This is a genomic window from Allobosea sp. NPDC055353 (genome assembly GCF_053644975.1).
Genome location: NZ_JBSHMC010000001.1, coordinates 1,306,052 through 1,329,531, shown reverse-complemented (window position 1 = coordinate 1,329,531; position 23,480 = coordinate 1,306,052). Strand labels below are relative to the sequence as shown.

The window sequence follows — 23,480 nt, the reverse complement described above, 5'->3', positions numbered from 1 at the left end:
GCCTATTCCGCCGGCTGCACGGCGGCCGCGGGCGCGGCGCGCTTCGGCGCGGCCAGCCGGAAGCGCCGATCGGTCAGCGACAGCCCGCCGCCGAGCGCCATCACGAGCGAGCCGATCCAGATCAGCAGGATCAACGGCTTGTCGTAGAGGCGCACCGCGACGCCGCCATCCTGCGCCTCGCCGAGGCTGACATAGGCCTGGCTCAAGCCATCCGTCCGGATACCGGCTTCGGTCGTCGGCATCGCGCGCGCCGTATAGATGCGCTTGGAGGCCTCGACCGGCGCCAGTTCGCGATCACCGGAGAAAACCTGGAAGCGGGCGATTTCAGCGCGGAAATTCGGCCCCGTGCGGGGCGACATGCCTTCGAGCATGATGGTGTAGCGGCCGCTGGTCAGGCGTTCGCCCGGCTTCAGGACGGTGATCGCCTCGCTGCTCCAGGCCTGGGCGGCGATGCCGATGATGCTCAGGCCGATGCCGGCATGGGCGAAAGCCGTGCCCCAGGCCGAGCGCGGCAGGCCGCGTGCCCGCGACAGCATCGCCCGCCAGCCGCTGGCGCGGGTCACGATGCGCTCGCCGAGATCGAAACCGGCAGCGAGAACGAGGAAGACGCCGAGTCCGACGCCGAGCGGCGCCAGGACCGGCCCACCACGCGTGAAGAAGAGCAGCGCCAGCGCCGCCAGCACCGCAAGCCCGAAGGCAAAAGCGTTGCGCTGTGCTGCGCCGAGCAGGTCGCCTCGCTTCCAGGCGAGCGATTGGCCGATCGGCATGAGCAGCAATAACGGCACCATCACCGGTACGAAGGTCGCGTTGTAGAAGGGCGGGCCGACCGAGATCTTGTCGCCGGTGACCATCTCCAGCAGCAGCGGATAGAGCGTCCCGACGAACACGGTGGCGCAGGCGGTCGCCAGGAAGACGTTGTTGATGACGAGCGCGCTTTCCCGAGAGACCGGTGCGAACAATCCGCCCTGCCGCAGCAGAGGCGCCCGCCAGGCGAACAGCGCGAGCGATCCGCCGACGAAGAAGATCAGGATGAAGAGGATGAACAGCCCGCGCGCCGGATCGGTCGCGAAGGAATGCACCGAAGTCAGCACGCCGGAACGGACGATGAAGGTGCCGAGCAGCGAGAGCGAAAAGGTCAGGATCGCGAGCAGGATCGTCCAGACCTTGAGCGCATCACGCTTCTCCATCACCACGGTCGAGTGGATCAGGGCGGTGCCGGCGATCCAGGGCATGAAGGAGGCGTTCTCGACCGGGTCCCAGAACCACCAGCCGCCCCAGCCGAGCTCGTAATAGGCCCAGTAGGAGCCCATCGCGATGCCGAGCGTCAGGAAGGTCCAGGCCAGCAGAGTCCAGGGCCGGACGGCGCGCGCCCACATCGCGTCGATGCGCCCGTCGATCAGGGCGGCGACCGCGAAGGCATAGGTGATCGAGAATCCGACATAGCCGATATAAAGCAGCGGCGGATGGATCGCGAGGCCGAGATCCTGCAGGATCGGGTTGAGGTCCTGCCCCTCGGCCGGCACCGGGACAAGCCGCTGGAACGGGTTCGAGGTCAGCAGGGTGAAGGCGATGAACGCGACGGCGACCAGCCCCTGCGCGGCAAGCGCTCCGGCCCGCAGGCGCGGCGGCAGCGAACGGCGCGACAATGCGACCAGCGCCCCGAACAGCGTCAGGATCAGCACCCAGAGCAGCATCGAGCCTTCGTGGTTGCCCCAGACCGAGGTGAATTTATAGATCAGCGGCTGCGCCGAATGGGAGTTGGCGACGACGTTGCCGACCGAGAAATCCGAACGGACATAGGACGTCACCAGGGCGGCGAAGGACAGGGCGACCAGCGCAAAGGAAACCAGCGCCGCGCTGCTGCCGACCGAGGCCAGCGTCCGGTCCTGCCGGAACACGCCCCAGAACGGCACCACCGCCTGGATCACGGAAACGCCGAGCGCGAGCGCCAGCGCGTAATGGCCGATCTCGACGATCATGAGCAGCTCACGGTTTCGCCGGCGCGGCAGCGGGGGAGCGGGAGCCGCCTGCCTGCCAGTGCCCCTGTTTCTTGAGCGCGTCGGCGACCTCGCGCGGCATATAGGTTTCGTCGTGCTTCGCCAGCACCGAATCCGCCTTGAAGCGCCCGGCGCCCTCGAAGACGCCTTCGGTGACGACGCCCTGCCCTTCCCGGAAGAGGTCAGGCAGCAAGCCGTCATAGCCGACCTTGATCGCGGTCTTGCCGTCGGTGACGCTGAAGCTGATGCGCTGGCCGCCACTGCGCTGGACCGAGCCGGCCTCGACCAGCCCGCCAAGACGCATGCGGGTGCCCGGTTGCACGCCCTTCTCCGCGATTTCCGTCGGACCGTAGAAGAAGACGATGGTATCGCGCATCGCGAAGAGGACGAGCCCGGCCGCAAGGAACAGGACAACACCGGCTGCCGCGATCAAGGTCAATCTGCGCTGCTTGCGGGTGAAGCGGCGTTTCGCCGGGAGCGGCCGCGTCGGCTGAGCTAGGGTCATGGCGCGGCCTCCTTCAAGGCCAATTCATCGGCGAGAGCGTCGATGGCTGCAAGCGCCGCCTTGTCATCAGCGAGGCGCTCGCGTGCCGTCTTCACGGCCTGAAGCGCCGCAGGCTTGTCCCCGAGCACGGTGCGGGCGCGGATCAGGCGGCTCCATTCGGGCAAGCTGCCGCCCCCAGTGCTCAAGCGTTCGGCAAGCCCGTCGACCATTCCCTTGATCGCCTGCTGACGCTCGGCCTCGGGAAGCGCGGCGACCGCTTTGCGGCCGGCATCAGCCTGCATCCGCTCCAGCCGGGCGCGAACGGCACCGGACCAGTCGGCATCGGCCGGCGCTTCGACGAGGAGCTGGGCAAGCGCCGCCTGCGCGCCCTCGCCGTCACCGTCCTGTTCCCTGGCGAGAGCGAGATAGTAGCGGGCTCGCGGGCTTTTCGGATCGAGCTTGACGGCCTCGGCCAGCGCTTCGCGCGCTGCGGCGGTCACAATGCCGCCGGCTTCCATGATGCGAGCTTCGCCCAGGCCGGCATAAAGCTCGGCATCGGGCTTTCCGGCGCGGACCGCGGCGGCGAAGGCTTTCGCGGCCTCGTCGTAGCGGCCCTGGCGGAGATAGATCGGCGCCAGCAGCGCCCAGCCCTTCGCATCGCCGGGATTGGCGGCGAGATGGGCCTCCATCCGCGCGAGCACGATGGCGAAATCCTGCTGCGGCCCGGCCTTCTCCAATCGCGCTGCCAGCGGCTGGTCGGGCTGCCCGGGAGAGCCGTAGAGGCCGTAGATCAGCAGCGCCAGCAGCGGCACGACCGAGAGCATCAGCGCAGAGCTCGCCCGGCGACGGCGCAGTGAGGGCTCGGTCTCGCCGGCGGGTCCGGCTTCATCGCCAGCGGCGCGCAGAAGGCGGCGGGCGGCTTCGGTGCGGGCGGCCTGCGCCTCCTCGTCACCGATCAGCTTGCGCGCGAGATCGCGGTCGATCTCCTTGAGCTGGGAGCGGTAGAGGCTGCGGGCATCGGCCGCGTCGGCGAAACCCTGCGCCCGGCCACGGCTGAGCGGCCAGAGCAAGGCGAACACCGCTGCTCCCGTCATCGCTGCAAAGACGACCCAGATCATCATGCGGCGTTCTTACTCAATCGTCCGCTCCGGTTCATGGTGACAAAGGGTCACGCGGCAAAGAATTCTTCTAAACCGAAGGCAGTTCGAGACGCGCCCTCAATCCGCCCAGTGGCGAGCGATCGAGGCTCAGGCCGCCACCATAGAGCTTGGCGAGATCGACGACGATGGAGAGGCCGAGGCCTGAACCCGGCGTCGTCTCGTCGAGCCGGCGGCCACGCTTCAGGACCTCGGCCATGGCCTCGGCCGGCAGGCCAGGACCGTCGTCGTCGATCAGGAGCGCGATCCGCTCGCTATCGGCGCCCTTCCCGCCGGCAAGTGAAACCTCGACGGTCGAGGACGCCCATTTGAAGGCGTTATCGAGAAGATTGCCCAGCATCTCCTCCAGATCCTGCTTCTCGCCACGGAAGCGCAGGCCGGGCGGGATCATATGCGAGCCGGAGATACCCCTCCCCTGCGAGATTTTGGTGAAGGTGCGTAGCAGGGCATCGAGCGAGGGCGCGATCTCGGTCACGCCGCCGAGCGCACCTGAGAGGGCCGCGGCCCTGGCCCGGTCGAGATAATACTGGACCTGATCGCGCATGATCGCGGCCTGCGCGCGGACGGTCTGGGGCAGCTGGCCGTCACCGCTCGTGCCGGCCTCGTTCATCATCACGCTGAGCGGGGTCTTGAGCGCATGCGCGAGGTTGCCGACCTGGGTCCGGGCGCGGTCGAGGATCTCGTGATTGGCGTCGATGAGCTGGTTGAGCTCGCTCGCGAGCGGCGCGAGATCGGGCGGATATTGCCCGACGATCCGCGGATTCTCGCCGGTCCTCACCGCCCCGACAGCAGCGCGCAGCCGCACGAGCGGGCGCAGGCCGAAGCGGACCTGCACGAGCGTCGAGGCGACCAGGGCTATGCCGAGCAGCAGGAAGGTCATCGCCAGCGCGAAGCGGAAATCCTGGATGTCGCCCTCGATCTCGTCGGCGGGCGCTGCGACCGCGACGGTGAAGCGCCCGTCCTCGCCGACATCGATCTCGCGCTCCAGCACGCGCAGGCGGCGATCGTCCGGGCCCGAGACATAGCTTTCGCGCAGGCCCCGGCTGTTCGGCACGATCGATTGGTCGAGCAGCTTGGGGAGTTGCCCGCCGACCAGCGAGCGCGAGGCGCGGACATTCGGCCGCTCGCCGTCGAGCCGGGTGATCTGCCAGTACCAGCCTGTCAGCGGCAGGTCGAAGCGCGGCTCACCGAGATCGCCGATCGTCTGGCGCTCGGTCTCGGGCGGTGCGGCGAGATCGGCGACCAGTTGCTTGATATAGACCGAGAGCCGCTCGTCGAAGCCGCGCTCGGCCGAACGGCGATAGAAGGTGGTGAGGCCGACGCCCGCCAGCACCAGGATCAGCACGCAGCAGACGGCCGCCGAGAAGAACAGCCGCGTTCCCAGCGAATAGCGATGGGATTTGAGCGGCATCGCCCGCAATCAGACCTTTTCCGGAGCGGCGGCGATATAGCCCAACCCCCGGACGGTCTCGATGACATCGACGCCCAGCTTCTTGCGCAGACGGCCGACGAAGACCTCGATCGTGTTGGAATCGCGGTCGAAATCCTGATCATAGAGGTGCTCGACCAGCTCGGTCCGCGAGACGACCCGCCCTTGATGATGCATCAGATAGGAGAGCAGGCGGTATTCGTGCGAGGTGAGCTTCACCGGGTTGCCATCGACGACGACGCGACTCGCGCGCGTGTCGAGCCGGACAGGGCCACAGACCAGTTCCGAGGTCGCGTGCCCGGTGGCGCGGCGCAGCAGCGCCCGGACGCGGGCCAGCAGCTCCTCGATATGGAAGGGCTTGACGACGTAATCGTCGGCGCCGGCATCGAAGCCGCCGACCTTGTCGCTCCAGCGGTCGCGCGCGGTCAGGATCAGCACCGGCATGGTCTTGCCGGCGCGGCGCCAGCCCTGCAGCACGGCGACGCCGTCGACCTTCGGCAGGCCGAGATCGAGGATCACCGCGTCATAGGGCTCGGACTCGCCGAGATAGAGCCCCTCCTCGCCGTCGAAGGCCTTGTCGACGGCATAGCCGGCATTCTCAAGCGCGGTCACGATCTGGCGGTTGAGGTCCTTGTCGTCCTCGACGACGAGCAATCTCACGGTCGGCTAACTCCAGTTGTCGGATGGCCGCGACGGCTGTCAGCGGATGGTGGCGATCTTGCCGGATTGTCCCTCCAGCGTCACCCTCGCAACGCGGCCATCACGCTTCAGCGTCGTTACCACATAGACGAAATCCCCGCCCTGGCGACAGAGCCTGATGCGGACGACCTCGCCCGGAGCGGCATGGCGGGCGTGGCGCGAGGCCTCGGCCGGTTGCATGACGCGCCCGTCGGCGACGGCGTCGCGCGTCTCTTCGGAGGACAGGCAGGAAATCGGCGTCGCATCGTCGACCCGAACGATCGGCATCGGCGAAGAGGCGATGAGCGCAAAAGCAAGGATCGGTTCGACCAGCATCGTCGACATGGCTAAGCCCGTCCGCGTGAATGCGCCATGAATGCATCGCCTCGTTCACAACCTACACTAGATCAGCGCACCGGAATCCGTCCACGCCATTCGCGCCCGCGCCCGACAGTGGTGCTGAGCTGGCGGAGCGAGAGCCCGATTTCCTGCTGCTGCGCGCCGAAATCGGCGAGCTCCTGCGCGGCCGGATAGGACCAGGCGGGCGTATTCACGATTTCGGCATGGAGCAGATCCTCCCCATCGAGGATGCCGATTTCGTAGCGCTCGTTCTCCTCGCCCAGAGGCACCTCCGCCAGTTCCCAGGAATCGCCGTCGATTCGCGTCCGCCTGAGCCAGGCCAACGCAATGCCGCCCGCGGTGCGCACCGCCGTCGGCCGGACCGGGGATCGCGGGACAAGCGCTTCCCCGGCGACCGAGGTTTCGAACTCGACCATCGTCGCATCACCGACATCGTCGCGAACCGGCCCGACGCGATACAGCTGCGTCCGGCCGAGATCGGCCAGATCGTTCGTCAGCGAGACGGCGGCTCCGTCCAGCACCACGATCCTGGCTCCGGCCGGCAGAAGGCGGCCTGCCGCGGGCTCGCTGCCGCCAATCCCGCGAATCAGGCCGGACAGGCGGAAACGCTGAGGCCCGATGAGCTCGACCTGGGACACCGTTGCGATCTCGATCGCGCCGTCAGCCCCGACCAGGGCGAGTGCATTCGCGCCGGCCAGGGCTGCTTCCGGCGAAACGGAGGACAGCACGCCGCCGCGCAGCCTGACCTCCAGCACGGCATGCCGATCCGTCCGCCAGAGCGGCCCCGGCGGCAATGCCGTCAAGGTCTCGCCGACGATCGAGGGCGCCTCGACGAAGCCGTCCAGCGCGAACAGCCCCGCTTCGTCGGCACGCCAGATCGCCAGCGCACCGGGCCACGGTGCGGCGAAGGCGGCGAGCGACAGCAAGGGCGGCGGCTCGACGGTGACGATCGGCAGGGCCAGCGGCACAGCGAGCGGGCGCCCGGGCAATGCGGGCGGCGTTCGCGGCGGGCGCGTACCACCGGTCGCTCCGGTCGAGACATAGATCGCCGGTTCGACAGCCCGGGCACTGATCCGCCGCGTCGGGCCCTCAGTGATGCGGGTGACGCGGAACAGGCGGTTGCCGGCTTCCGTCGAAACCGACACGACATCGCCCGGCTCGATCGCGATACAACGTGGCGAGAGTTCGCATTCGAGGCTCTCGCGCGCCGCCCAGGCCTCCTGCAGGCGCTGATCGGCCAGGCGCCGCCCCTCCGTCGAACGGGTCACGATCGCGGTTTCGACAGCGACCTCGCGCCGGGCCGCCCCGGCCAGCCGGCGCGAGCGCGCGGCGGCGTTGCGGTAATCAGCCTCGCTATCGCTGAAGCCGAGACGCAGTTCGAGCGGCAGTTCGGTTTCCTGGCTGCGCCGCAGCGTGAACGGCTCGCCATCGCGATCGGGAACGAGATCGTCGGGGCCAAGCAGGCGCGAGACCCTGCCGCCCCTGCCCTCAAAACGCAGCATGCCCGCGCTCATGATCGCGTCGAAGCCGAAGCTCTGGGCCAGCGGTTCCAGCGCCTGCCGGGCCGATAGCGGGCGATCCAGCACATAGCCATCGGCGAATCCGTCGACGGTGATCGCATCGGCTGGCGGCAAGCCGAAATCGGCGAGCAGCTTTGCAACCAGCCGATCGACCGGCGTGCCTTCCAGGCGGCCGTTCAGCCAGTGGCCGGTTTCGAAATTGGCTCCATCGGCCCAGATGCCGGACAAGTCGGGGAAGGCGGGGAAAGGCCGCGTATCCCAGTTCCACACGAAGATCCTGTTGGGATCGACCATGCGGATGCCGCTGATCGGATGGACCGGATTGCGCGTGGCATCGAATCCCGCCCACGCCGGATCGAACCCGGAGATGATCGCCTCCAGCGCCCGCGCCTGCACAAGATCGTCGCGCGCGCCGCTCGAAAACGGCGGATAGCCACCCTCGTCCGACTTGGGATCGGGAAACATGTTGGGCGCATTGGCACCCTTGTCGACGGCCGGCACGCCGATCTCGGTCAGCCAGATCGGCTTCCCACCCGGCACAAACGAGGTCGCCGTCGTCTCGACGCCACCCGCGCGGCGGATATGGGTCTGGCTCCACCAGCCCCACAGGTCCTTGGGCCGGTAGATCCAAGGCTTGTCATAGACGCCGTCCGTGATCGGCAGGCGCGCCTGCGCGGCCCTGCCGGCCTCGTCGGCATAGCACCAGTCATAAGCCTCGCCGGCGGTCAGGCGCTGTCGCAGATAAGCGAGATCGGCCGGGCCACGCGCGCTTGCCACGTCAGCATGGCTGCCGGAATCGCGCCAGTCCGAGAGCGGCGGATAGAAATCGATGCCGATCGCGCCGATAGCCGGCGAAGCCCAGAGGGGGTCGAGCGGGAAATCGATGGTGTCACCATCGTCGCGGACAGCCGCGCCATATTCCGTCCAGTCGGCGGCATAGGTCACCACCGTGTCCGGCAGCATGGACTTGACGTCCTGCGCGATGGCAACGAGCTGGTCGACCATCGGATAGCCGGCCGCGCCGCGCAGATGCGTCAGCCCGACCATCTCGGAGCCGATGACGAAGCCCTCCACGCCGCCGGCTGCCTGGGCCAGGGCAGCGCAATGCATGACGAGACGACGATAGGACCATTCGCCCGGCTTGGCACAGGCGACGCTTGAGCTTGCCACGGCCATGTCGCTCGGCGCGACCGTGCCAACGAAAGCTGCGACTTGCGCCTCAACGGCCCCGCTGCCCTCCGGGCTTCCCGGCCGGCCCGGCGCCGGATCGCAGGTGATGCGGCCGCGCCAGGGATAGCGCGGCTGGCTCGCCGCGCCCGAATAGGGATCCGGCAGCGCGTTTCCGGCCGGGATATCCATCATCAGGAAGGGGTAGAGTACGACTTCGAGCCCATAATCGAAGCGCAGGCGCCTGATCAGCGCGACGACGCTCTCGTCCGAAGGCGTCCCACCGAAAGCGGGCCGGCCGTCAACCGCGCTCACGATGCGAGCCGAGGAGCGCGTCAGCCCGGCGACCGACCACTCTGCCCCGACCGTCGGCTTGTGGACGATCTCCGCCCGCGGAGCCACACTGCACGCCCCGGCGCGCAGGTCGTCGCCGAACCAGGACACGACAAGCGACACGCGGCGCAGACTGGGGCAAAGCGCCACGAGATGACCGAGCGCGGTATCGACGTCGCTGCCGCCATAGAGCTGATGGCGCGTCAGGCTTTCGCTGACGCCGGCCTCCGGCTCATGGCTGACCGGGCGGATATCATAGACGAACTCCCCGGCGCCGGGCGTCAGCGCGACCGCCCGGATCATGCCGCCGAGCCCGTCGACGGCGCGCACCACCTCGAAATCGAATTGCGGCACGCGGTTGCCGTAATCGGCCAGGGGAAAGCGCTCGAACACGACATAGGCGAGCCCGCGATAGGCCGGGGCCTCACCCGCTTCCTTCGCCGCGATCAGCGGATCGGGCTCCTGAGTCTCGTAGCCGTGATGGACGCGCATCTGGACAGTCTGGACGTCGAGCTCGCGCCCATCGACCCAGATGCGCCGGATGAAGGCGATCGGTCCTTCGCACAGGCCGATCGCGAGGTTGGCATGGTAGCTGTAGATCGTCTCGTAGGTCTTCTTCGAGCGACCGCCCTTACCGCCGCTCTTGGTGCGCGTGACCCCGACGGTCACCTCCTCCTCGAAGCGCGTCGCCCAGATCAGTTGCCCGCCGAGCCGCGCGCGGCCGTAGAGACGCGGAATCGCGGCGCCCTCGGTCGCGGCGAGGCCGTTCACCTCCTTGAGGCGCGGGCCGTCGACGACCTTGTTGCCACCGGCGCTGCCGAGCCAGGCCTGATCGATGCTGGCACCGGCGAGCCCGCCCAAAGCCTGACCGATGACGCCGCCCACCGGCCCGCCCAAGGCCGTTCCGAGGGCAGCACCGGCAACCTGAAGAAGAAGCGTCGCCATCAGTCCGTCACTCCGGGAAAGGAAAAGCCATGGCTGAGATGGCGCCGCCACCAGGGCGTGAAGGCGACCTCGGCGACGGCCGCGCCGTCATGGGCGTGGATGATGCGGCCCGGCCCCGCGAGGATCGCGCAGTGCTTCGCCGGCAGATGCTCTCGCCAGCGAAAGAGCAGCACGTCACCGCGCCGCACATCCGCGAGAGTGAGCGGCTGCAAGTGGCGCTCGGCAGCCAGGGCGAGCGTCTCCTGTCGCAGGCTTTCCGCCCAGCTCGGCGAATAGGGCGGCGGCGTTTCCGGCTCGTCGCCACAGAGGTCGCGCCAGATGCCGCGCACCAGCCCGAGGCAATCGCAACCCACGCCGCGCAGCGAGGCCTGGTGATGATAGGGCGTCCCCAGCCAGAGCCGTGCGGCATCGACGATCTCGTCGCGCGTCATCGGAACAGGCTCCCACCATCGAGCGCCCCGTCGCCGGGCCGAACGCCGCCGATGATGAAATCGTTCGTGGGCATATGCGGGAAGCCGCGGAAATTGACGCCGTTGGCGAATTTGGCGCGGCAAGTGACGAAGCTCTTGTCGCAGCCCGGCGTCACCCTGAAGCCGTCGCCGGGGAGAATCTCCGCAGCCGGCGCCTGCCAGAGCTGGAACAGCGCCTGCGAACCCTCGCGGCCGTGGCGCTTCACCTCGGTGGCGAAGCCTGCATTCGCGCCGCTGGTGAAGACCAGCCGGCCGCCAGTGAAATGTCCGTCAACATAGGAACCCATGCCCTCGGCCGAAAGCGAGAGGCGGCCGTCGCTTTCGACGACATCGCCTTCCGCGGCGGCGAGCGCCACACCGCAACGCGCATCGCCAAGGTCCGCGGAGCAGGAGCGCAGGTAGAGCCGGCCGCGCTCTTCATCGAACGCCTTGGCGAAGCTGCGGATCTCAGCGGTGAAACTGGCTTCGCCACGCTTGATCTCGCCGACGAAGCCCTCTTCGAACAGCATCCGCTGGCTCGGATCGGCCCAATTGACCAGCCAGACGCGGACGCGGGCATCGTCATAGAGCCCGCGTGCCAGATCCTCCTCGTTCAGTCCAAAGGCCGCGAAGGCGCCGGCGACCTCGCCGCCACCGATGGCAAAGCCCAGCTCTGCCGCGCTTTCCGCCGCTTCGAGGCCGGCCGTCGCGGCGAAGTCGATGCCGTCGAACGAAAGCGTGCGGTCATGGTCGGTGAAGCCGAGCACGAGCCCGTCGCGGCGCGTCAGGCTCCAGCAATGGCAGAGCGTTGTCGCAGCCGTCTCGATATGGGCGGCGAGGCCGGATGGAATGTCACGCATGGGGCAGGCCTCAGGGGATGATCTCGACCACGGGAACGCGCGGGATCTCGCCGGCCGCGAAAGCCGAGAGGTCAACCTCGATGGCGTCGGTATCGAAACGAACAGGCACGTCGAAGGCGAAGCCGGCGGTGACGACGGCACCCGGCGGCGGGATCGATCCGGCAGCGATAGTGACCAGCCCGGTCGACGGGTCGCAGGCGAAGGCGCTGCCCGCCAGCTCGACGGTATCCAGGGCAACCCGGATCGTGCCGTCGCAGGGCTTGGTGATCTCGCGGCTATAGGCCGACGCGCCGGTCCCGTACGCCTTCGAAAGCTGGAAGACAGCAGCGACGCCATCGCCGATCCCGATGATCTGATCTGTCGCCGCCGGCTCCTGCGAGGGTCGACAGCTCTTCCAGTCGAGCTGGTCACGCCAGCGAAACCCATGGAGGCGTCCGCGGCGCTCCTCGAAAAAGCTCACCACCGCCGCCAGGGCATCGAGATTGCGGATGCCGAGCCCGGCATCGTAACGGCGGCGCGAATGCGCCCAGCGGCTGTTGCGCACCTCCCGCCCGGAGGCGAGCATCACGATCTGGGTCTGGCGCTCCGGCCCGCCGCGCGCACCGCGTGCGACGTCGAGCGGGAAGCGGACCTCATGGAAATCAGGCATGCCTCCCCTCCCTCACAGCGCGCGCCGCCCACGCGCGACTGCGCGGGCGATGGCTGCGGAGACCTGCGCCTCCGAGCGGCGGAAGCTGTCGGCATCGGGGGTCGAGACCTGCACGACGACATTGAGCGGCCGGGCCTGCCCGCCACCGGCACGCACCCCGAGCCGCCCGTCCGGGCCGCGGGCGAGCGGCATGATCGCCTCTGCACCGCGCTCGCCCATCAGGCCGAGCCCGCGCCCGGTCGGGAAATAGGAAGGCGAGGCGACGATGCCGCCCTCGGCGAAAGGGGCGATCGGGACGCTGCCACTGGCCCCGCCCAACCCGATGCCGCCGAACAGACCGCTCAAGCCCTTGATGCTGCTCCCGAGCAGGCTCGACAGCCCGGTCTGCAGCGGTTTCAACGCCGTCTTGAGCAGGCTGTCGGTCATCGAGCGGCCGACGCTGCGCAGCACGTCCTCGAAGCGCTTGCCCTCGACGGCACCGCGCGAGAAGGCGCTGACGATCGACTTCCCGAAACTCTCCGAGGATCGGCTCAATGACTGGGTCAGCCGATCCATTGTCCTCAGATCGGCAAGGTGTCCCGCATCGATGCCGTCATCATCCGTCATGACCATCACCTCGATAGATTGGTTGGAATTGCCGCCTCAGGTGTCGGGGAAGGCATCCATCAGCGCCGCGAGTGCCGGGCGCTCCGGAGGGGAACCGCAGGATCGGTCCTGATGGGCCCGCAGCGCCGCCGCGATCTCGCGCGGCGTCGCCGCCCAGAAGCGCTCCGGCGGCCAGGCCAGCCGGCCAAGACCGAAGGCCATCACCTCATCCCAGGGAAAACCCGCCGGCGCACCTACGCCGGCGGCTGCGGAGGGCGGGGCGCATCGCCCTCGCCGAAAGTGGCTTCGAGCAAGGCGATCGCCGCCTTGACCACGCCGCTCAGGCCACCGTCGAAGGAGAGTTCCGCGACATCCTCGTCACGGATCGCCCTGCCCGCCCCGCGCAGGCCGGCGGCGATGATGCGGATGATGTCGCGGGCGGAAAGCCTGCCCTCGACGAAGCGTTCGCCCAGCGCCGGCAGGCTGTCGACGGCGAAAGCATGTTCGAGTTCGGCGAGTGCGCCGAGCGTGAGCCGCATCGGCAGGGTTTCGCCGGCGACCATGAGCGCGGTTTCGCCGCGATGACGATTGACCATGTCCGCCTCCTCAAAGCGCCGCGAAGGCCAGGAGCCCGGCCGATTCCAGCGACAGGTCGAAGGTGACCTCGCCGGCATGGTCGCCGCGATATTCGAGGCCCGTGAGCTGGAACGGACCCGAGATCGTGCCGAATTCCGGCACGACGATCTGCCAGTCCCGGATGATCCCGTCGAAGAATGTCTGGCGGACGAGCGCGTCGGAGGCCTCGTCCTTGAAGATGCCGGCGCCGCTGATGCTGGCACGGCGTACCCCGGCACCCGCCAGCAATTCGCGCCAGCGCCCGGCCGATTCCGAATGCGTCACGTCGACGGTCTCGGCGTTGAAGGCGATCTGTCGCGCCCTCAAGCCGGCGACCGTGACGAAGCCGCCGGCGCCATCCGCCGCCTTGAGCAGCAGGTCCTTGCCCTTTTGTGCCGTCATGCGGCTTCTCCTTGATCAGCTAAAGCGTTTCGGTGACGGCGCGGAAGCGGATCGTCACATGGGGGAGGCCGTTGCGCGTCTCGCGGGCGAGCCGGCTCGACAGCCAGCGCAGATTGACCAGCACATGCCCGTCCAGGGCGAGGTCGACCTGATCGAGTGCCGCGACGATCAGACCGGCCGCCTCCAGCGCTTGACGCGACGAGCCGCTCTGCGCAGCCCAGACGACGAGCGCGAATTCCTGCTCGCAGCCGCGGTCGCTGCCGGTCGACCAGTCGCGCGCCTCGACCTCGCCATGGACGACATAGAGTCCTCGTGCCGCACGAGGCGCTTCGTCGAAGATGCGATCGGGGCCGATCAGCGTCGTGAGCGACACGTCAGCGGCGAGGCACGCCTGGACGGCGGCACGCAGCGCAAGGATGGCACCGCTCATGGCGTTACCTCCTCGACCAGGCAGACCAGCCGCCGGCGCGCGCCATCGGGATCGGCGGCGGAGCGGATATCGAACAGGCGATCGCCATCGCGCAGGCGCCGGCCAGCATCGACGTCACCGCGCCAGCGCATGGTGATGCGGTAGTTGCGCGACTGCTCCGGCCGCCCCTGGCGCCATGCTTCGGTGCCGGAAATCCACTCGACTTGGGCCCAGAGCGCGGCGACGGTCTCGAAGCTTTGCATCGCGCCACCAAGGCCATCAGGCGAGGCCACCGGCGCCTCCAGCACGAGCCGGCGGCGCAGCCGGCCGATGCCGGCAGATTGCTCCGCCATGATCACAGCCTCCCACGGCGGAACGGCGCGACAAGCGCGGCGATGGCAGCCGGCAGCGCCTGCGCGTCGCGCCCGGCAACGTCGCCACGCTGCTCGAACCAGCGGGCGGCGAGACGCAGGACCGCCTGCCGCAACGGCGCGGGAACGGCAGCGGTAGTCGCCCCGTAGCCAGCAGCGACGTCGATCTCGATCGCGCCGTGCGCGCGGCCGATCTCGGGCACCTCTCCCGTCAGGCGAATGACCGGCGGGTCGGCGGCCTCGTCCAGGGTCAGGGACGCAGTCGCCACCGTCTGCGCCGCACCCAAGACGTCGTAGACGCGCGCGGCCTCGATCCGCAGCAGTGGCGAGAGCGGCATGCGTATCTCGCCGCCGGCCGGCCAGCGGTCGAGCACGATGCGCCAGGGCTGCTCGACCAGGCAGCGGCCCGACGCCGCCTCGATCATCAGCCGGGCGGCCGTGATCAGGGTCGCGAGCAGGGCGTCCTCATCGGTCTGATCCAGGCGCAGGAACTGGCGGACTTCAGTGAGCGTCACCGGCTCCATCGCCGGCGGGCCCAGGGCAAGCGGCGTCATGAGCGCTCCCTTCATCGGTTCGATTTCATGGAACGACTGCAAAGAAGCAGCCGAGAGGGTTCATCTGGGGCGCCGGGCGCGCTATCAGCGCTCTCTCGGAGAGGAGCCCCCGATGCACATCGCCAACCGGATCGCCGCCATCGGCCTCGCCTGTGCCGTGGCCAGCAGCCTCGGCCCCAGCACCGCGCAGGCCGTGGTGGCCGGGCAGGAAGGCGGACCGGCAGCCGGCTCGACCCTGATGGTGCTGAATGCCCGCGGCGGAGTCTGCACGGGCATCGTCCTGTCGGCGCGCGCCATCCTGACCGCCGCCCATTGCGCGGCCGGCGGCGCGGAATTGCGCGTCCATTGGCGTGAGGCCGGTGAACCGGTCCTCATCGTGCCCGCATCGGTCGCACTGCATCCGGAATTCGACGCGGGCGCGATCCGCAGCCGCCGCCGCACGATCGACCTTGCCCTGATCCGCCTGACCGAGCCTCTGCCCGGCCGGTTCAGCGCGGCCAGCCTCGTCGACGGCTCCCTGCCGCGCGCCGGCAGCAGCATCACACTGGCCGGCTACGGCGTCTCCCGCGAGGGCGAGGCCCGTAGCACCGGCACCTATCGCTCTGCGGCGCTGACCGCCGTCGAGCCCTATGGACCGGGCCGCATCCTGCTCTGGGCGGCCGACAATGCCGGCGGCGGCAAGCGGCCGGGCGCCGGCGCCTGCCAGGGCGATTCGGGCGGGCCGATCTTCAGCGAAGGCGGAATCGTCGCGGTCACGAGCTGGTCGACCGGGCCGGCCGGGCGCCAATGCGGCCTGCTCAGCCAGGGCGTTCTGGTCGCGCCGCAGCGCGGCTGGATCGACAAGACCCTGTCGAAATGGGGCGAAGCTGCCCGCTGGACTCGTGACCGCTGACGGAAAGGCTGGACTGTGGCGCGCCACTCCCTAGATTGATCGGCCGGTCCATTGGTTTGCTTCATGATCCCTCGCTCACTGCTCGCCCTTGCCTGTTTCCTTGTCGTCGGTGCCGCTCATCCGGCACTCGCCGTGGTCGGCGGCGTCGTTTCGCGCGATGCGCTCGGCGCCCGCGCCTCGACCGTGAGGGTCGAGACGAGCCGGGGCGAGCTCTGCTCGGGCGCGGTGATCGCGCCCGAGATCGTCCTCACCGCGGCGCATTGCCTGATGGGCGGCGGCTCGATCAGCGTCGTCAGCCTCGATGCCCGCTTCCGGGCGCGCCGCCAGTTGGTCGTCGCGGTGCTGCCGCATCCGAGCTTCGTGCCTGGAACGACGCCACGCACCCAGCCCGGCACGGACCTCGCCCTGCTGCGCCTGGCGCAACCGCTGCCTGGAGATATCGAGCCTTTGACGCTCGGCAGCGGCCTCTGGCAGGGCGAGACCATCACCATGGCCGGCTACGGGCTGTCGGCGGAGAACAACAAGCGCACGGCCCGTCGCCTGCGGGAGACGCAGCTCGTCAACGCCGGCAACTACACCACGCAGAACACGGTCAAGGTCGCGGTCGACGCCGAAGCCCGCGGCGAGACGGAGGGGGCCGGCGCCTGCCGTGGCGATTCCGGCGGACCGGTGCTGCGGGGCGGAGCCCGCTCACGCGAACTCGTCGGCATCGTCAGCTGGTCGAGCGGCCCGCTGAAGACACGGGCGAAGCGGATCTGCGGCGGCTTCACCGCGATCACGCCAGTCAGCGACTACCGCGGCTGGATCGCCGAAGGCAGCGCACGGCTGCGCTCGCTCGGCCGCGAGCCGCCGCCGGAGCAGGCGGCCGAGCCGCGCGCCGCCTTCAGCTGGTGGTTTTCGCGCTGAGCTGAAGGATTTTCTTCAGGTCAGACGGCGAATTTCAGCCCCTTGATCGCGGCGAAATCCTGGATGCCGCCACCGACGCGCTTGGTCGTGTAGAACAAGACATAGGGCTTGGCCGAATAGGGATCGCGCAGGATGCGCACCCCCGCCCGGTCGACGACGAGATAGCCACGCCGGAAATCGCCGAAAGCGATCGAGACCGCGCTGGTGGCGATGTTCGGCATGTCCTCCGCCTCGACCAGCGGGAAGCCGAGCAGCGTCGCCGGCGCGCCGGCCGAGGCCGGGGGCTGCCAGAGATAGTTGCCGTTGGCGTCCTTGAACTTGCGGACCGTCGCCTGAACCTTGCGGTTCATCACGAAGGAAGCATTCTGGCGGAAGCCTCGATTGGCAGCGAAAAGGCCGATCCTGTCGGGGCTTTCGAAATCCGCCCCAAATTTCATCCCTAATTTGGGAACGCGGTGCGGTGCTGCTAACGTCGCCGCATGATGCACCCTGATGATGCCCAGCTAACCGAGGCCGAGGCCTGCGCCCGCCTCCATATCAGCCGCGAAACCATGCGGAAGCGCAGGTTAGCCGGACAGATCGCGCGGTGCAAAGGCGGCAAGGCTGTGCGGTATTGGCGCAGCGAAGTTGATCGGCATGGGAGCGACCCGGCCGCGATGTCGCCGGATGCTGCGCCCGCGATCCCTGCCCCTCCCATGGCTCCCGTTCTGTCGCCGTTGCCGGTCAGCGACTGGGATCGATGCGTCGCCGAGTGCAAGCACCTCGGCATCGGGCCTGAAGACCATGCTGCGATCAGCGCAGTCATGAACCGCATTTATGCGGATGGTGAAAAGCAATCGTGGGACGACTTCGACGCAAAGCGATAGTCTCGTCGCGCAATAATCTTGCGAACTTGGCCCGGCCGCCAGATTATCCTTGATTTGGCGCGCGCCCGCGCGCCAATTTGCCGATAAGCGCTCCCTAGACCCGCCCCTGATGGCGTAAAAGCGCGCTGCGACGCCCCTGACGGCGCCATTCATATCTACATCAGGGCAGCATCATGGGCCTTTCTATCAAAGCAGTGCGAAAAGTCGCGCTTCAACTCGACTTTCTTCAGCTTTCGTGCGGCATGCTCAAGCACGGTGATGACGTTCGCGAGCGGCTTCCAAACCTTCACGACAACCTGATTTCGTGCGGCGCGACGCGCAAGCAGGCCGACGAATTCATCGACGATGTTCAAGACGTGCTGGATGATTACTGATGATCGTCAAGGGATGGGCCTCGACATCGGACAAGGACGATAAGGGCAACGTCATGTTGCCCGGCGCGTTCGACCTGTCCCTTTCGCGACGCCTGCCCTCGGAAATTGCGCTGCTGGTCGAGCACGACGAAAGCCGCCCGGCAGGCCGAATTCTGAAGCTCGAAAGCCGCAACGGCGGGCTGTGGATCGAGGCTGAGCTTGATCCCGCGCTTCCCGACATGGCCGCGCGTATCGAATTCATCGAGCGAACCCGGAAGCATGGTTTCAGCGTCGGCGGCTTTGCTTCCGGGTATGTGCGGAACGAGACAAAGTTCATTGAAGCCTTCGACCTGCGCGAAATCAGCATCGGCCTGCGTCCGGCCAACGATCGATGCGTGATGATTTTCCCCCAGTCGATCAGACCTTCCGGCTGGGGCACGGAAATGGACGACATTTGGGCCGAGATGGCCGCCTGGCCGAAGCCCCGACCGCTGAACCTTCCACCCATCCGATATCCCGAGCAGGAGCCCGCGCTGTGACCCGCCCCTTCGACCGCCTTCGCACCTACCTCGTCAGCCTCGAAGCGACCTCCTTCAGCGAGTTCCTCGATCTGGCTGACAAGCTCGATACCACCGCCGAGGCCCTGAACCGTTTCGCCCGAGCCGGCCGCCCGCTCGACGCCGCCGTGCTCGAAAAGCTCGAAAGCTGGCACGAGATCACTGCGATGCGCGCCGCGATGCGCGACGACCGCCGATCCGCATTCTATGTCGAGGTTGCTGCGAAATGCGGCATCAGCGTCAGCGATTACCGCAACTTCCTCGACGGGACGATCGATCTCGACGCCGCCACGCTTGCGAAGTTCCGCATCTATCTCGGAAACGGCGGCGCCGCGCTTCCGCAGGGCGCTACGCAGCAAGTCGGCGACGGCGGCCCGGCGCTCACCGACCTCCTCGCCCTTCGCGGCAAGGCGAAGTCGAAGATCAACGCGATGAGCGCGGAGGAACTTCGCAGCTTCATCGCCGCCTAGTTCGTCGCTGCCGGCAGGTCGGCGACGCGGCCGGTCGTGGCTGGTGCCTCCTTCACCTTCCTCGACCGGCCGACCAAATTGAAGGAAATCCAGATGGACGCTTATATCAAAGAGCTTCTGAAGCGCGGCACGTCCGACGAACAGATCATCGAGCATCTGTTCTTTTCGTATGCCGGCCGCCTCATCAATCGCGAGGGCGCACGGCAGTACCTCGCCGACAATCGCACTCGCATCCTGGCGCAGGGCTGAGCGTCATGGCGAGCTTCACCGAACAGGCCATTCTGAAGCTGATCGATCAGACGAGCCGACCGGCCGACAAGGCGAATGCGGCGCTCAAGCGACTGTTCGCGACGGCCAACAAGCTCGACCGGAAAAACGTCAACATCCGGGTCCGGACCACCGGGGCGCAGAACGCGGCGCAGCAGTTGCAGGCGCTCGTTCGGGCATCGGGGCAACAGTATGTCGTTCGGGTCGACTCGTCACAAATTCAGCGGGCGCTACGGCAGGCCAACGCGCTACGGGCCGCCATGGGGGGAATGCCCGGCAGCCGGCCCAACCCCATGGCACCCGCAGGCGGATCGGGTGGCGGTGGGCGCACACCCAACAACATGTTCGCCTGGCGTAATCAGGACAACAACTGGCAGGCGGCGGGCCGGATCATCGCGCGCTCGTTCGTCGCCGTTGCAGGCGTCGAGTTGGCTACTGTCATGCGGCGGGCGCTCGGCACTGCCGGTGCCGGCGTGATCGACATCGACAGGGCGCGCAGGGTTGCGGATGCATCCGGCGTCAACGTCAATGCGCTCGAAGAGGCATCGCTCGAAGCTGCCGGCAAGACCAAAGGCGTCAGCGCGGCCGAGATCATGTCCGCATCAACCGAACAGGCGGCAGCGCTCGGCATTCAGCTTAAGAGAGGCGAAGTCACCCAGCAGCAATACAACGAGCGACTGAAGGCGCTGACATTGCGGGCGGCGGAGACTGCACAAATCCTCGGCTCGGCCCGCGACGTTTTCAAGGGCGGCGCGGAAGATGCGCGGCAGGTCGAGAAAGCCGTCAATTTGACTAACGCAGGCGCAGACCCGGAAAAGCAGAAAAACTTCACCGACGCGATCCTCAATGCCGCCATCGCAAGCGGCGGCGACGTTCGCGGCGATGACGTCAAGCGCACGCTTCAGCAGTACGGCTCGGCATTCGCTGCGAGCCTATCGCCGAAAGGCATCGCACGGCTCGCTCTTATCCGTGACGAAGGTGGTAAGCAGTCGACCGCCGAAATGCGCCAGCTTGGGCAAGACCTTATCCGGGGCAGCCTGAAAGCGGCTGATAAAGAGCTTCAGACCAAAGCAGGTCTTCGCGACAAGGAAGGCCGGACGACGCTGTCGAAAAAAGATCTGGAAGACCCCGTCAATCTGGTGGTGGAGCGGCTGAAGCCACTCGCCAAAGCGGCAGGCGTCGACTTGGACGATACCATCGCGCTACAGGACTACTTTGATAATGTCGTCGGCCTAAGCACTTCCGGCGCGAAGGCAGCGGCCCGCATCACGCAGGCGAGCGAGCAGTACCAGCGCGAGCTTGAGAAATTCGAAAGCACCGACGCGCGAAAGCTGCTCAATCCGACCGTTGCGGCACAGATTGCCGAAGGGAAAGCGTCTTATCAGGACGCGGTGGGGCAAGCCACCAAGCGATATATGGACTACATCAATAAGCTCATCGGTTTGCCCGGCGACTTCTTCACCAGCCTGTCGCAAGGCAAGCTGCCGGGCGGGATCGCGGCGCCGGCCGGCGTGCAGGCCGCAGCGGGCGGGGCCTTGGCGCTCGGCGCCGTCGCCGGCCCCGCGCTCGCTGATTTGTTCACCCCGCTAAATACATCAGCGACGGCGCTGACGGGCAGCGCAGGGGCCTTGACGCTGGCTGCACAGCGCCTTGGCGCGGCGGGCAGCCTGCCGGGCGGGGCCGGGGCAGGAGCGGCGGGTGCAGCCGGCGCAGCGGGCGGCTTCCTGGCGCGCATCCGGGCGGGACTCGGCCTCGGTCTTGCCGCGTACCTGACCAGCGAACTCGAAGACGCAGCGAACAAGAACGTGCGCCCGGTCGCCGACAGAATTGTCGATGCAATCGCCGAAAAGGTCGGCGTCGCCAAGCCGAAGGAAACCGAGGAGTCGAAGCTCCGCCGCGAGGCCATGGAAAAGGGCGGCATCACCGGCCTCTACGAGCAGACGGTACTTACCTACCAATCAATCCGCGACCTTATCACCGGGGAGCGGAAATCGCAGTCCGCCGCATCTGAAGCCGGCCGGCGCGAGGAAGGCGCTGTCCCCGGCGCGTTCGACACTGCGCGCATCGCAGCCGAAAAGGAACTGGCCGGGCTTGTGGCGGAGCGCGCGGCGAAGGTCAGCGACATCGCAAGGCTTCAACAGGAGATCGCCAAGGCCGAAGCTCGCAGCAAGGAGACAGGGCTGTTCGATCCCAACGCCGAGCGCAAGAAAGGCGAGCTTGGGCAGGCGCAGACCGAGGTCATGTCGCTGAACGAGCGCATTGCCAAGTTCGAGGAAGGACAGAAACAGCTTCAGGCGCAGACGCGGGCGGCTTTCGAGGAAGGCAGTTCGGCGGCCCGGGCGAACATCGCGGCAGGACTCGCGGAAGGCGGCACGCAGCTTGGATCAACGGCAGGCGATGCACTTGTCAGCCGAGGCGGCACGCTCGGCGCGATCATCGCCAACGCCATCGCCGAGCGGGTCAGTAACCTTCAGGTCACCGCCACCATCGCCAATCAGCCCAACGTCGGAACCAACCAAACCCGCGAGTGACAACCCCGGTGGCGATGGTGCTCCCATGGCCCCCGTCGCGGAGATAAGTTGAAATAGGCACATGTCATGACGCTTGACTTCGAAATCCCGCCCGGCTGGGCGCCGCACCCGGAAGCGCCGGGCTGGTTCTACAAGGGCCAGAAGGTCAAATCGGTCGAGCAGCTTCGCGAGACGGCGCTGAACCGAGCGGCGCACGATGCGGCGCAGGCGGCGAAGAGCATTGGAAAGACGCCTGACGACAAGATCACCTCGTCCCAGCATCCGAAGGTCGGGGACATTGCCGATCCGCACTTCCGCGAGCTGATCCGGGCCGCCAAGGAGGCGGCGGATGCTGCCTTGCCGGAAGTGCTCGCGGCTGCCGTCGCCGCCCATACGGCGCCCAACGACGCGCCGGTCGGAACCGATCTCATCAACATGCAGAAGCGCGAGCTGACGTCGAAGGCCCAGCTTCGCAAGCTTGCGCGGAAGCTGACGCCGATGGCGCTCGCCCAGCTCGTCGTTATCGCGGCCGACCCGCTTCAGCTCGGCGCGACGCGGGCCTCCGCCGCCGTACATCTGCTCGACCGCCTGGAAGGCAAGGCTGCGGCGCTGACGCCGATTGACGTTGATCTCGCCACCCTGCCGCCTGCGGAGGCATATCAAGAGCTGACCCGGCTCGCAGCAACCGGCGAGTTGAGCGCCGACGATGTCCGCGCATATGCCGCGCTCATCGACGGCCGCGCCAAGGGAGCGGAAGCGCGCGAGCTGCTGGATCGCCTGAAGAAAGTCGAGGCCCTGCTCGACGGATCGCAGACGGTGCAAGGATGACGATCACCCCGCAAGCGATGCACGCTATCAAGGTGAAGGTCGCCCGGATCGAGGCGCGCGCTGCGGCCAAGGTCGGGCCGCCTATCGCCTTCAGTGTAGCGGAGTGCGGCGCTGACGGACTGCTCGCTGCCGATCTGGGGGCCATGGGGGGAGGTTTCAGGATCGTCGTCATTCCATCGGAAAAGTTCCTCGCCGATAGCAACCCGGCAGGATGGGCGCCGAAGCTCGACAGCGCGGCGCACACAGAAGCCTGGGCCGCCCATCTGGCCGCATGCGCCGAAGCCGCAGCGGCGGGCGCAAAGTCCCCAGCGTTCGTTCCGCCGCATGTCGTATATCGGATCGCGCTCGCGGACGCCCCTGCCCCGCCTGAAAGCCTGATGGAGGCGCGGCTGCCGGTGCAGGATGCGCCACCGGCCGCGAAAGTCATCCACAACCCCGCGCTCGAAGCCCGGCGACGGGACAAGGAAGCGTTCAGACGGAGGTTCGGTCGATGATGTTTCGGTTCTTTCAGCGTTTCCGCAAGCCCGACCTAGCGCCGGAGATCGCGGCCGAGAAGACGCTCATAAAGGCGTGCACCAAGGCGATCCGCTGGAAAGGGTCGCATCCCATGGCGCGGTACTTCGCCGGGCTGCGTCGCGATCAAGCGCAGGATCGGCTTCGCGCGCTGGAAGCCGGGCAGGATCGCGCTGACGCCAACGCCGCGCTGCGGAAGTCAGTTCGGCAGCGGGGCCAGCAGGACCGCAGCCCGTTTGACCTGTTCTTGCCGGGGCAGGCGTCGCAGAAAGCGAAGCCTATCGGCACCGTTATGCCGGACCTGCCGTCTGCCCAAAGCGGGTCATCAGCTCCGCTTTCCCGGCTTCGATGAGT

Annotated in this window: 27 protein-coding genes and 2 pseudogenes; 11 read left to right on the top strand and 18 right to left on the bottom strand. The window is 67.7% G+C overall.

Going from position 1 to position 23,480, the window contains the following annotated elements; translation table 11 throughout:
* Nucleotides 1-2 precede the first annotated feature (2 nt).
* The 17 genes and pseudogenes from ACWIEX_RS06140 to ACWIEX_RS06060 all read right to left on the bottom strand — a co-directional run bounded on the left by ACWIEX_RS06140 (nucleotide 3) and on the right by ACWIEX_RS06060 (nucleotide 14,964).
* Nucleotides 3-1,979 (bottom strand): heme lyase CcmF/NrfE family subunit, encoded by a 1,977-nt coding sequence (locus ACWIEX_RS06140; RefSeq protein ID WP_454032206.1) that lies wholly within the window; start codon nucleotides 1,977-1,979, stop codon nucleotides 3-5.
* A gap of 7 nt (nucleotides 1,980-1,986) precedes the next feature.
* The gene (ccmE, locus tag ACWIEX_RS06135; protein WP_454032205.1) at nucleotides 1,987-2,502 is read right to left on the bottom strand and encodes a cytochrome c maturation protein CcmE; all 516 of its coding nucleotides are present in this window, start codon (nucleotides 2,500-2,502) and stop codon (nucleotides 1,987-1,989) included.
* Nucleotides 2,499-3,602 carry a c-type cytochrome biogenesis protein CcmI gene (gene ccmI, locus ACWIEX_RS06130; RefSeq protein WP_454032204.1) on the bottom strand — a complete coding sequence of 368 codons (1,104 nt, stop codon included), beginning with the start codon at nucleotides 3,600-3,602 and terminating at the stop codon, nucleotides 2,499-2,501. The genes ccmE and ccmI overlap by 4 nt, the downstream gene beginning before the upstream one ends.
* A 67-nt stretch (nucleotides 3,603-3,669) precedes the next feature.
* The gene (locus ACWIEX_RS06125) at nucleotides 3,670-5,049 is read right to left on the bottom strand and encodes an ATP-binding protein (protein ID WP_454032203.1); all 1,380 of its coding nucleotides are present in this window, start codon (nucleotides 5,047-5,049) and stop codon (nucleotides 3,670-3,672) included.
* 9 nt (nucleotides 5,050-5,058) lie between these two features.
* Nucleotides 5,059-5,727 carry a response regulator transcription factor gene (locus ACWIEX_RS06120; protein WP_061964427.1) on the bottom strand — a complete coding sequence of 223 codons (669 nt, stop codon included), beginning with the start codon at nucleotides 5,725-5,727 and terminating at the stop codon, nucleotides 5,059-5,061.
* 39 nt (nucleotides 5,728-5,766) lie between these two features.
* Entirely contained in the window at nucleotides 5,767-6,090 is a 324-nt protein-coding gene (locus tag ACWIEX_RS06115) for a PepSY domain-containing protein (RefSeq protein WP_454032202.1), read from the bottom strand.
* Between the two features lie 62 nt (nucleotides 6,091-6,152).
* Nucleotides 6,153-10,070, bottom strand: a complete 3,918-nt coding sequence (locus tag ACWIEX_RS06110; RefSeq protein WP_454032201.1) for a baseplate multidomain protein megatron — start codon at nucleotides 10,068-10,070, stop codon at nucleotides 6,153-6,155.
* Nucleotides 10,070-10,501 carry an NlpC/P60 family protein gene (locus ACWIEX_RS06105; protein ID WP_454032200.1) on the bottom strand — a complete coding sequence of 144 codons (432 nt, stop codon included), beginning with the start codon at nucleotides 10,499-10,501 and terminating at the stop codon, nucleotides 10,070-10,072. Before ACWIEX_RS06105 ends, ACWIEX_RS06110 begins: the two co-directional genes overlap by 1 nt.
* Nucleotides 10,498-11,379, bottom strand: coding sequence for a DUF2163 domain-containing protein (locus ACWIEX_RS06100; RefSeq protein WP_454032199.1), 882 nt, complete (start codon nucleotides 11,377-11,379; stop codon nucleotides 10,498-10,500). Before ACWIEX_RS06100 ends, ACWIEX_RS06105 begins: the two co-directional genes overlap by 4 nt.
* A gap of 10 nt (nucleotides 11,380-11,389) precedes the next feature.
* A complete protein-coding gene (locus ACWIEX_RS06095) occupies nucleotides 11,390-12,028 on the bottom strand; it encodes a phage distal tail protein, Rcc01695 family (RefSeq protein ID WP_454032198.1) in 639 nt (212 codons plus the stop codon).
* A gap of 12 nt (nucleotides 12,029-12,040) precedes the next feature.
* The gene (locus ACWIEX_RS06090) at nucleotides 12,041-12,634 is read right to left on the bottom strand and encodes a phage tail tape measure protein (RefSeq protein WP_454032197.1); all 594 of its coding nucleotides are present in this window, start codon (nucleotides 12,632-12,634) and stop codon (nucleotides 12,041-12,043) included.
* A gap of 36 nt (nucleotides 12,635-12,670) precedes the next feature.
* A pseudogene (locus ACWIEX_RS06085) lies at nucleotides 12,671-12,841 on the bottom strand (phage tail assembly chaperone); the annotation flags it as partial.
* Between the two features lie 26 nt (nucleotides 12,842-12,867).
* On the bottom strand, nucleotides 12,868-13,209 hold the full coding sequence (locus tag ACWIEX_RS06080; protein ID WP_454032196.1) for a gene transfer agent family protein: 342 nt from the start codon (nucleotides 13,207-13,209) through the stop codon (nucleotides 12,868-12,870).
* A gap of 10 nt (nucleotides 13,210-13,219) precedes the next feature.
* A complete protein-coding gene (locus ACWIEX_RS06075) occupies nucleotides 13,220-13,630 on the bottom strand; it encodes a phage major tail protein, TP901-1 family (protein ID WP_454032195.1) in 411 nt (136 codons plus the stop codon).
* 19 nt (nucleotides 13,631-13,649) lie between these two features.
* On the bottom strand, nucleotides 13,650-14,060 hold the full coding sequence (locus ACWIEX_RS06070) for a DUF3168 domain-containing protein (RefSeq protein ID WP_454032194.1): 411 nt from the start codon (nucleotides 14,058-14,060) through the stop codon (nucleotides 13,650-13,652).
* A complete protein-coding gene (locus ACWIEX_RS06065; RefSeq protein ID WP_454032193.1) occupies nucleotides 14,057-14,392 on the bottom strand; it encodes a phage head closure protein in 336 nt (111 codons plus the stop codon). The genes ACWIEX_RS06070 and ACWIEX_RS06065 overlap by 4 nt, the downstream gene beginning before the upstream one ends.
* A 2-nt stretch (nucleotides 14,393-14,394) precedes the next feature.
* A complete protein-coding gene (locus ACWIEX_RS06060) occupies nucleotides 14,395-14,964 on the bottom strand; it encodes a head-tail connector protein (RefSeq protein ID WP_454032192.1) in 570 nt (189 codons plus the stop codon).
* A 112-nt stretch (nucleotides 14,965-15,076) separates the two neighbouring features.
* Here ACWIEX_RS06060 and ACWIEX_RS06055 point away from each other — a divergent pair, with 112 nt between their 5' ends.
* Nucleotides 15,077-15,856, top strand: coding sequence for a S1 family peptidase (locus ACWIEX_RS06055; protein WP_454032191.1), 780 nt, complete (start codon nucleotides 15,077-15,079; stop codon nucleotides 15,854-15,856).
* A 63-nt stretch (nucleotides 15,857-15,919) separates the two neighbouring features.
* Entirely contained in the window at nucleotides 15,920-16,762 is an 843-nt protein-coding gene (locus tag ACWIEX_RS06050; RefSeq protein WP_454032190.1) for a S1 family peptidase, read from the top strand.
* Nucleotides 16,763-16,782: 20 nt separating this feature from the next.
* Here ACWIEX_RS06050 and ACWIEX_RS06045 read toward each other — a convergent pair.
* Nucleotides 16,783-17,142 (bottom strand): annotated as a pseudogene (locus ACWIEX_RS06045) (phage major capsid protein); the annotation flags it as partial.
* 99 nt (nucleotides 17,143-17,241) lie between these two features.
* Here ACWIEX_RS06045 and ACWIEX_RS06040 point away from each other — a divergent pair.
* The 9 genes from ACWIEX_RS06040 to ACWIEX_RS06000 all read left to right on the top strand — a co-directional run bounded on the left by ACWIEX_RS06040 (nucleotide 17,242) and on the right by ACWIEX_RS06000 (nucleotide 23,478).
* Nucleotides 17,242-17,628 carry a helix-turn-helix transcriptional regulator gene (locus ACWIEX_RS06040; protein ID WP_454032189.1) on the top strand — a complete coding sequence of 129 codons (387 nt, stop codon included), beginning with the start codon at nucleotides 17,242-17,244 and terminating at the stop codon, nucleotides 17,626-17,628.
* Nucleotides 17,629-17,801: 173 nt separating this feature from the next.
* Nucleotides 17,802-18,002, top strand: a complete 201-nt coding sequence (locus ACWIEX_RS06035) for a hypothetical protein (RefSeq protein WP_454032188.1) — start codon at nucleotides 17,802-17,804, stop codon at nucleotides 18,000-18,002.
* Nucleotides 18,002-18,520 (top strand): HK97 family phage prohead protease, encoded by a 519-nt coding sequence (locus tag ACWIEX_RS06030; protein ID WP_454032187.1) that lies wholly within the window; start codon nucleotides 18,002-18,004, stop codon nucleotides 18,518-18,520. Before ACWIEX_RS06035 ends, ACWIEX_RS06030 begins: the two co-directional genes overlap by 1 nt.
* Nucleotides 18,517-19,008 carry a hypothetical protein gene (locus ACWIEX_RS06025; RefSeq protein WP_454032186.1) on the top strand — a complete coding sequence of 164 codons (492 nt, stop codon included), beginning with the start codon at nucleotides 18,517-18,519 and terminating at the stop codon, nucleotides 19,006-19,008. Before ACWIEX_RS06030 ends, ACWIEX_RS06025 begins: the two co-directional genes overlap by 4 nt.
* A gap of 36 nt (nucleotides 19,009-19,044) precedes the next feature.
* Entirely contained in the window at nucleotides 19,045-19,257 is a 213-nt protein-coding gene (locus ACWIEX_RS06020; RefSeq protein ID WP_454032185.1) for a hypothetical protein, read from the top strand.
* 5 nt (nucleotides 19,258-19,262) lie between these two features.
* Complete coding sequence (locus tag ACWIEX_RS06015) at nucleotides 19,263-21,806, top strand: hypothetical protein (protein ID WP_454032184.1); 2,544 nt, start codon at nucleotides 19,263-19,265, stop codon at nucleotides 21,804-21,806.
* Between the two features lie 66 nt (nucleotides 21,807-21,872).
* On the top strand, nucleotides 21,873-22,613 hold the full coding sequence (locus ACWIEX_RS06010; RefSeq protein ID WP_454032183.1) for a hypothetical protein: 741 nt from the start codon (nucleotides 21,873-21,875) through the stop codon (nucleotides 22,611-22,613).
* Nucleotides 22,610-23,107 (top strand): hypothetical protein, encoded by a 498-nt coding sequence (locus ACWIEX_RS06005; protein WP_454032182.1) that lies wholly within the window; start codon nucleotides 22,610-22,612, stop codon nucleotides 23,105-23,107. The genes ACWIEX_RS06010 and ACWIEX_RS06005 overlap by 4 nt, the downstream gene beginning before the upstream one ends.
* On the top strand, nucleotides 23,104-23,478 hold the full coding sequence (locus ACWIEX_RS06000; protein ID WP_454032181.1) for a hypothetical protein: 375 nt from the start codon (nucleotides 23,104-23,106) through the stop codon (nucleotides 23,476-23,478). The genes ACWIEX_RS06005 and ACWIEX_RS06000 overlap by 4 nt, the downstream gene beginning before the upstream one ends.
* The last annotated feature ends 2 nt before the right edge of the window (nucleotides 23,479-23,480 follow it).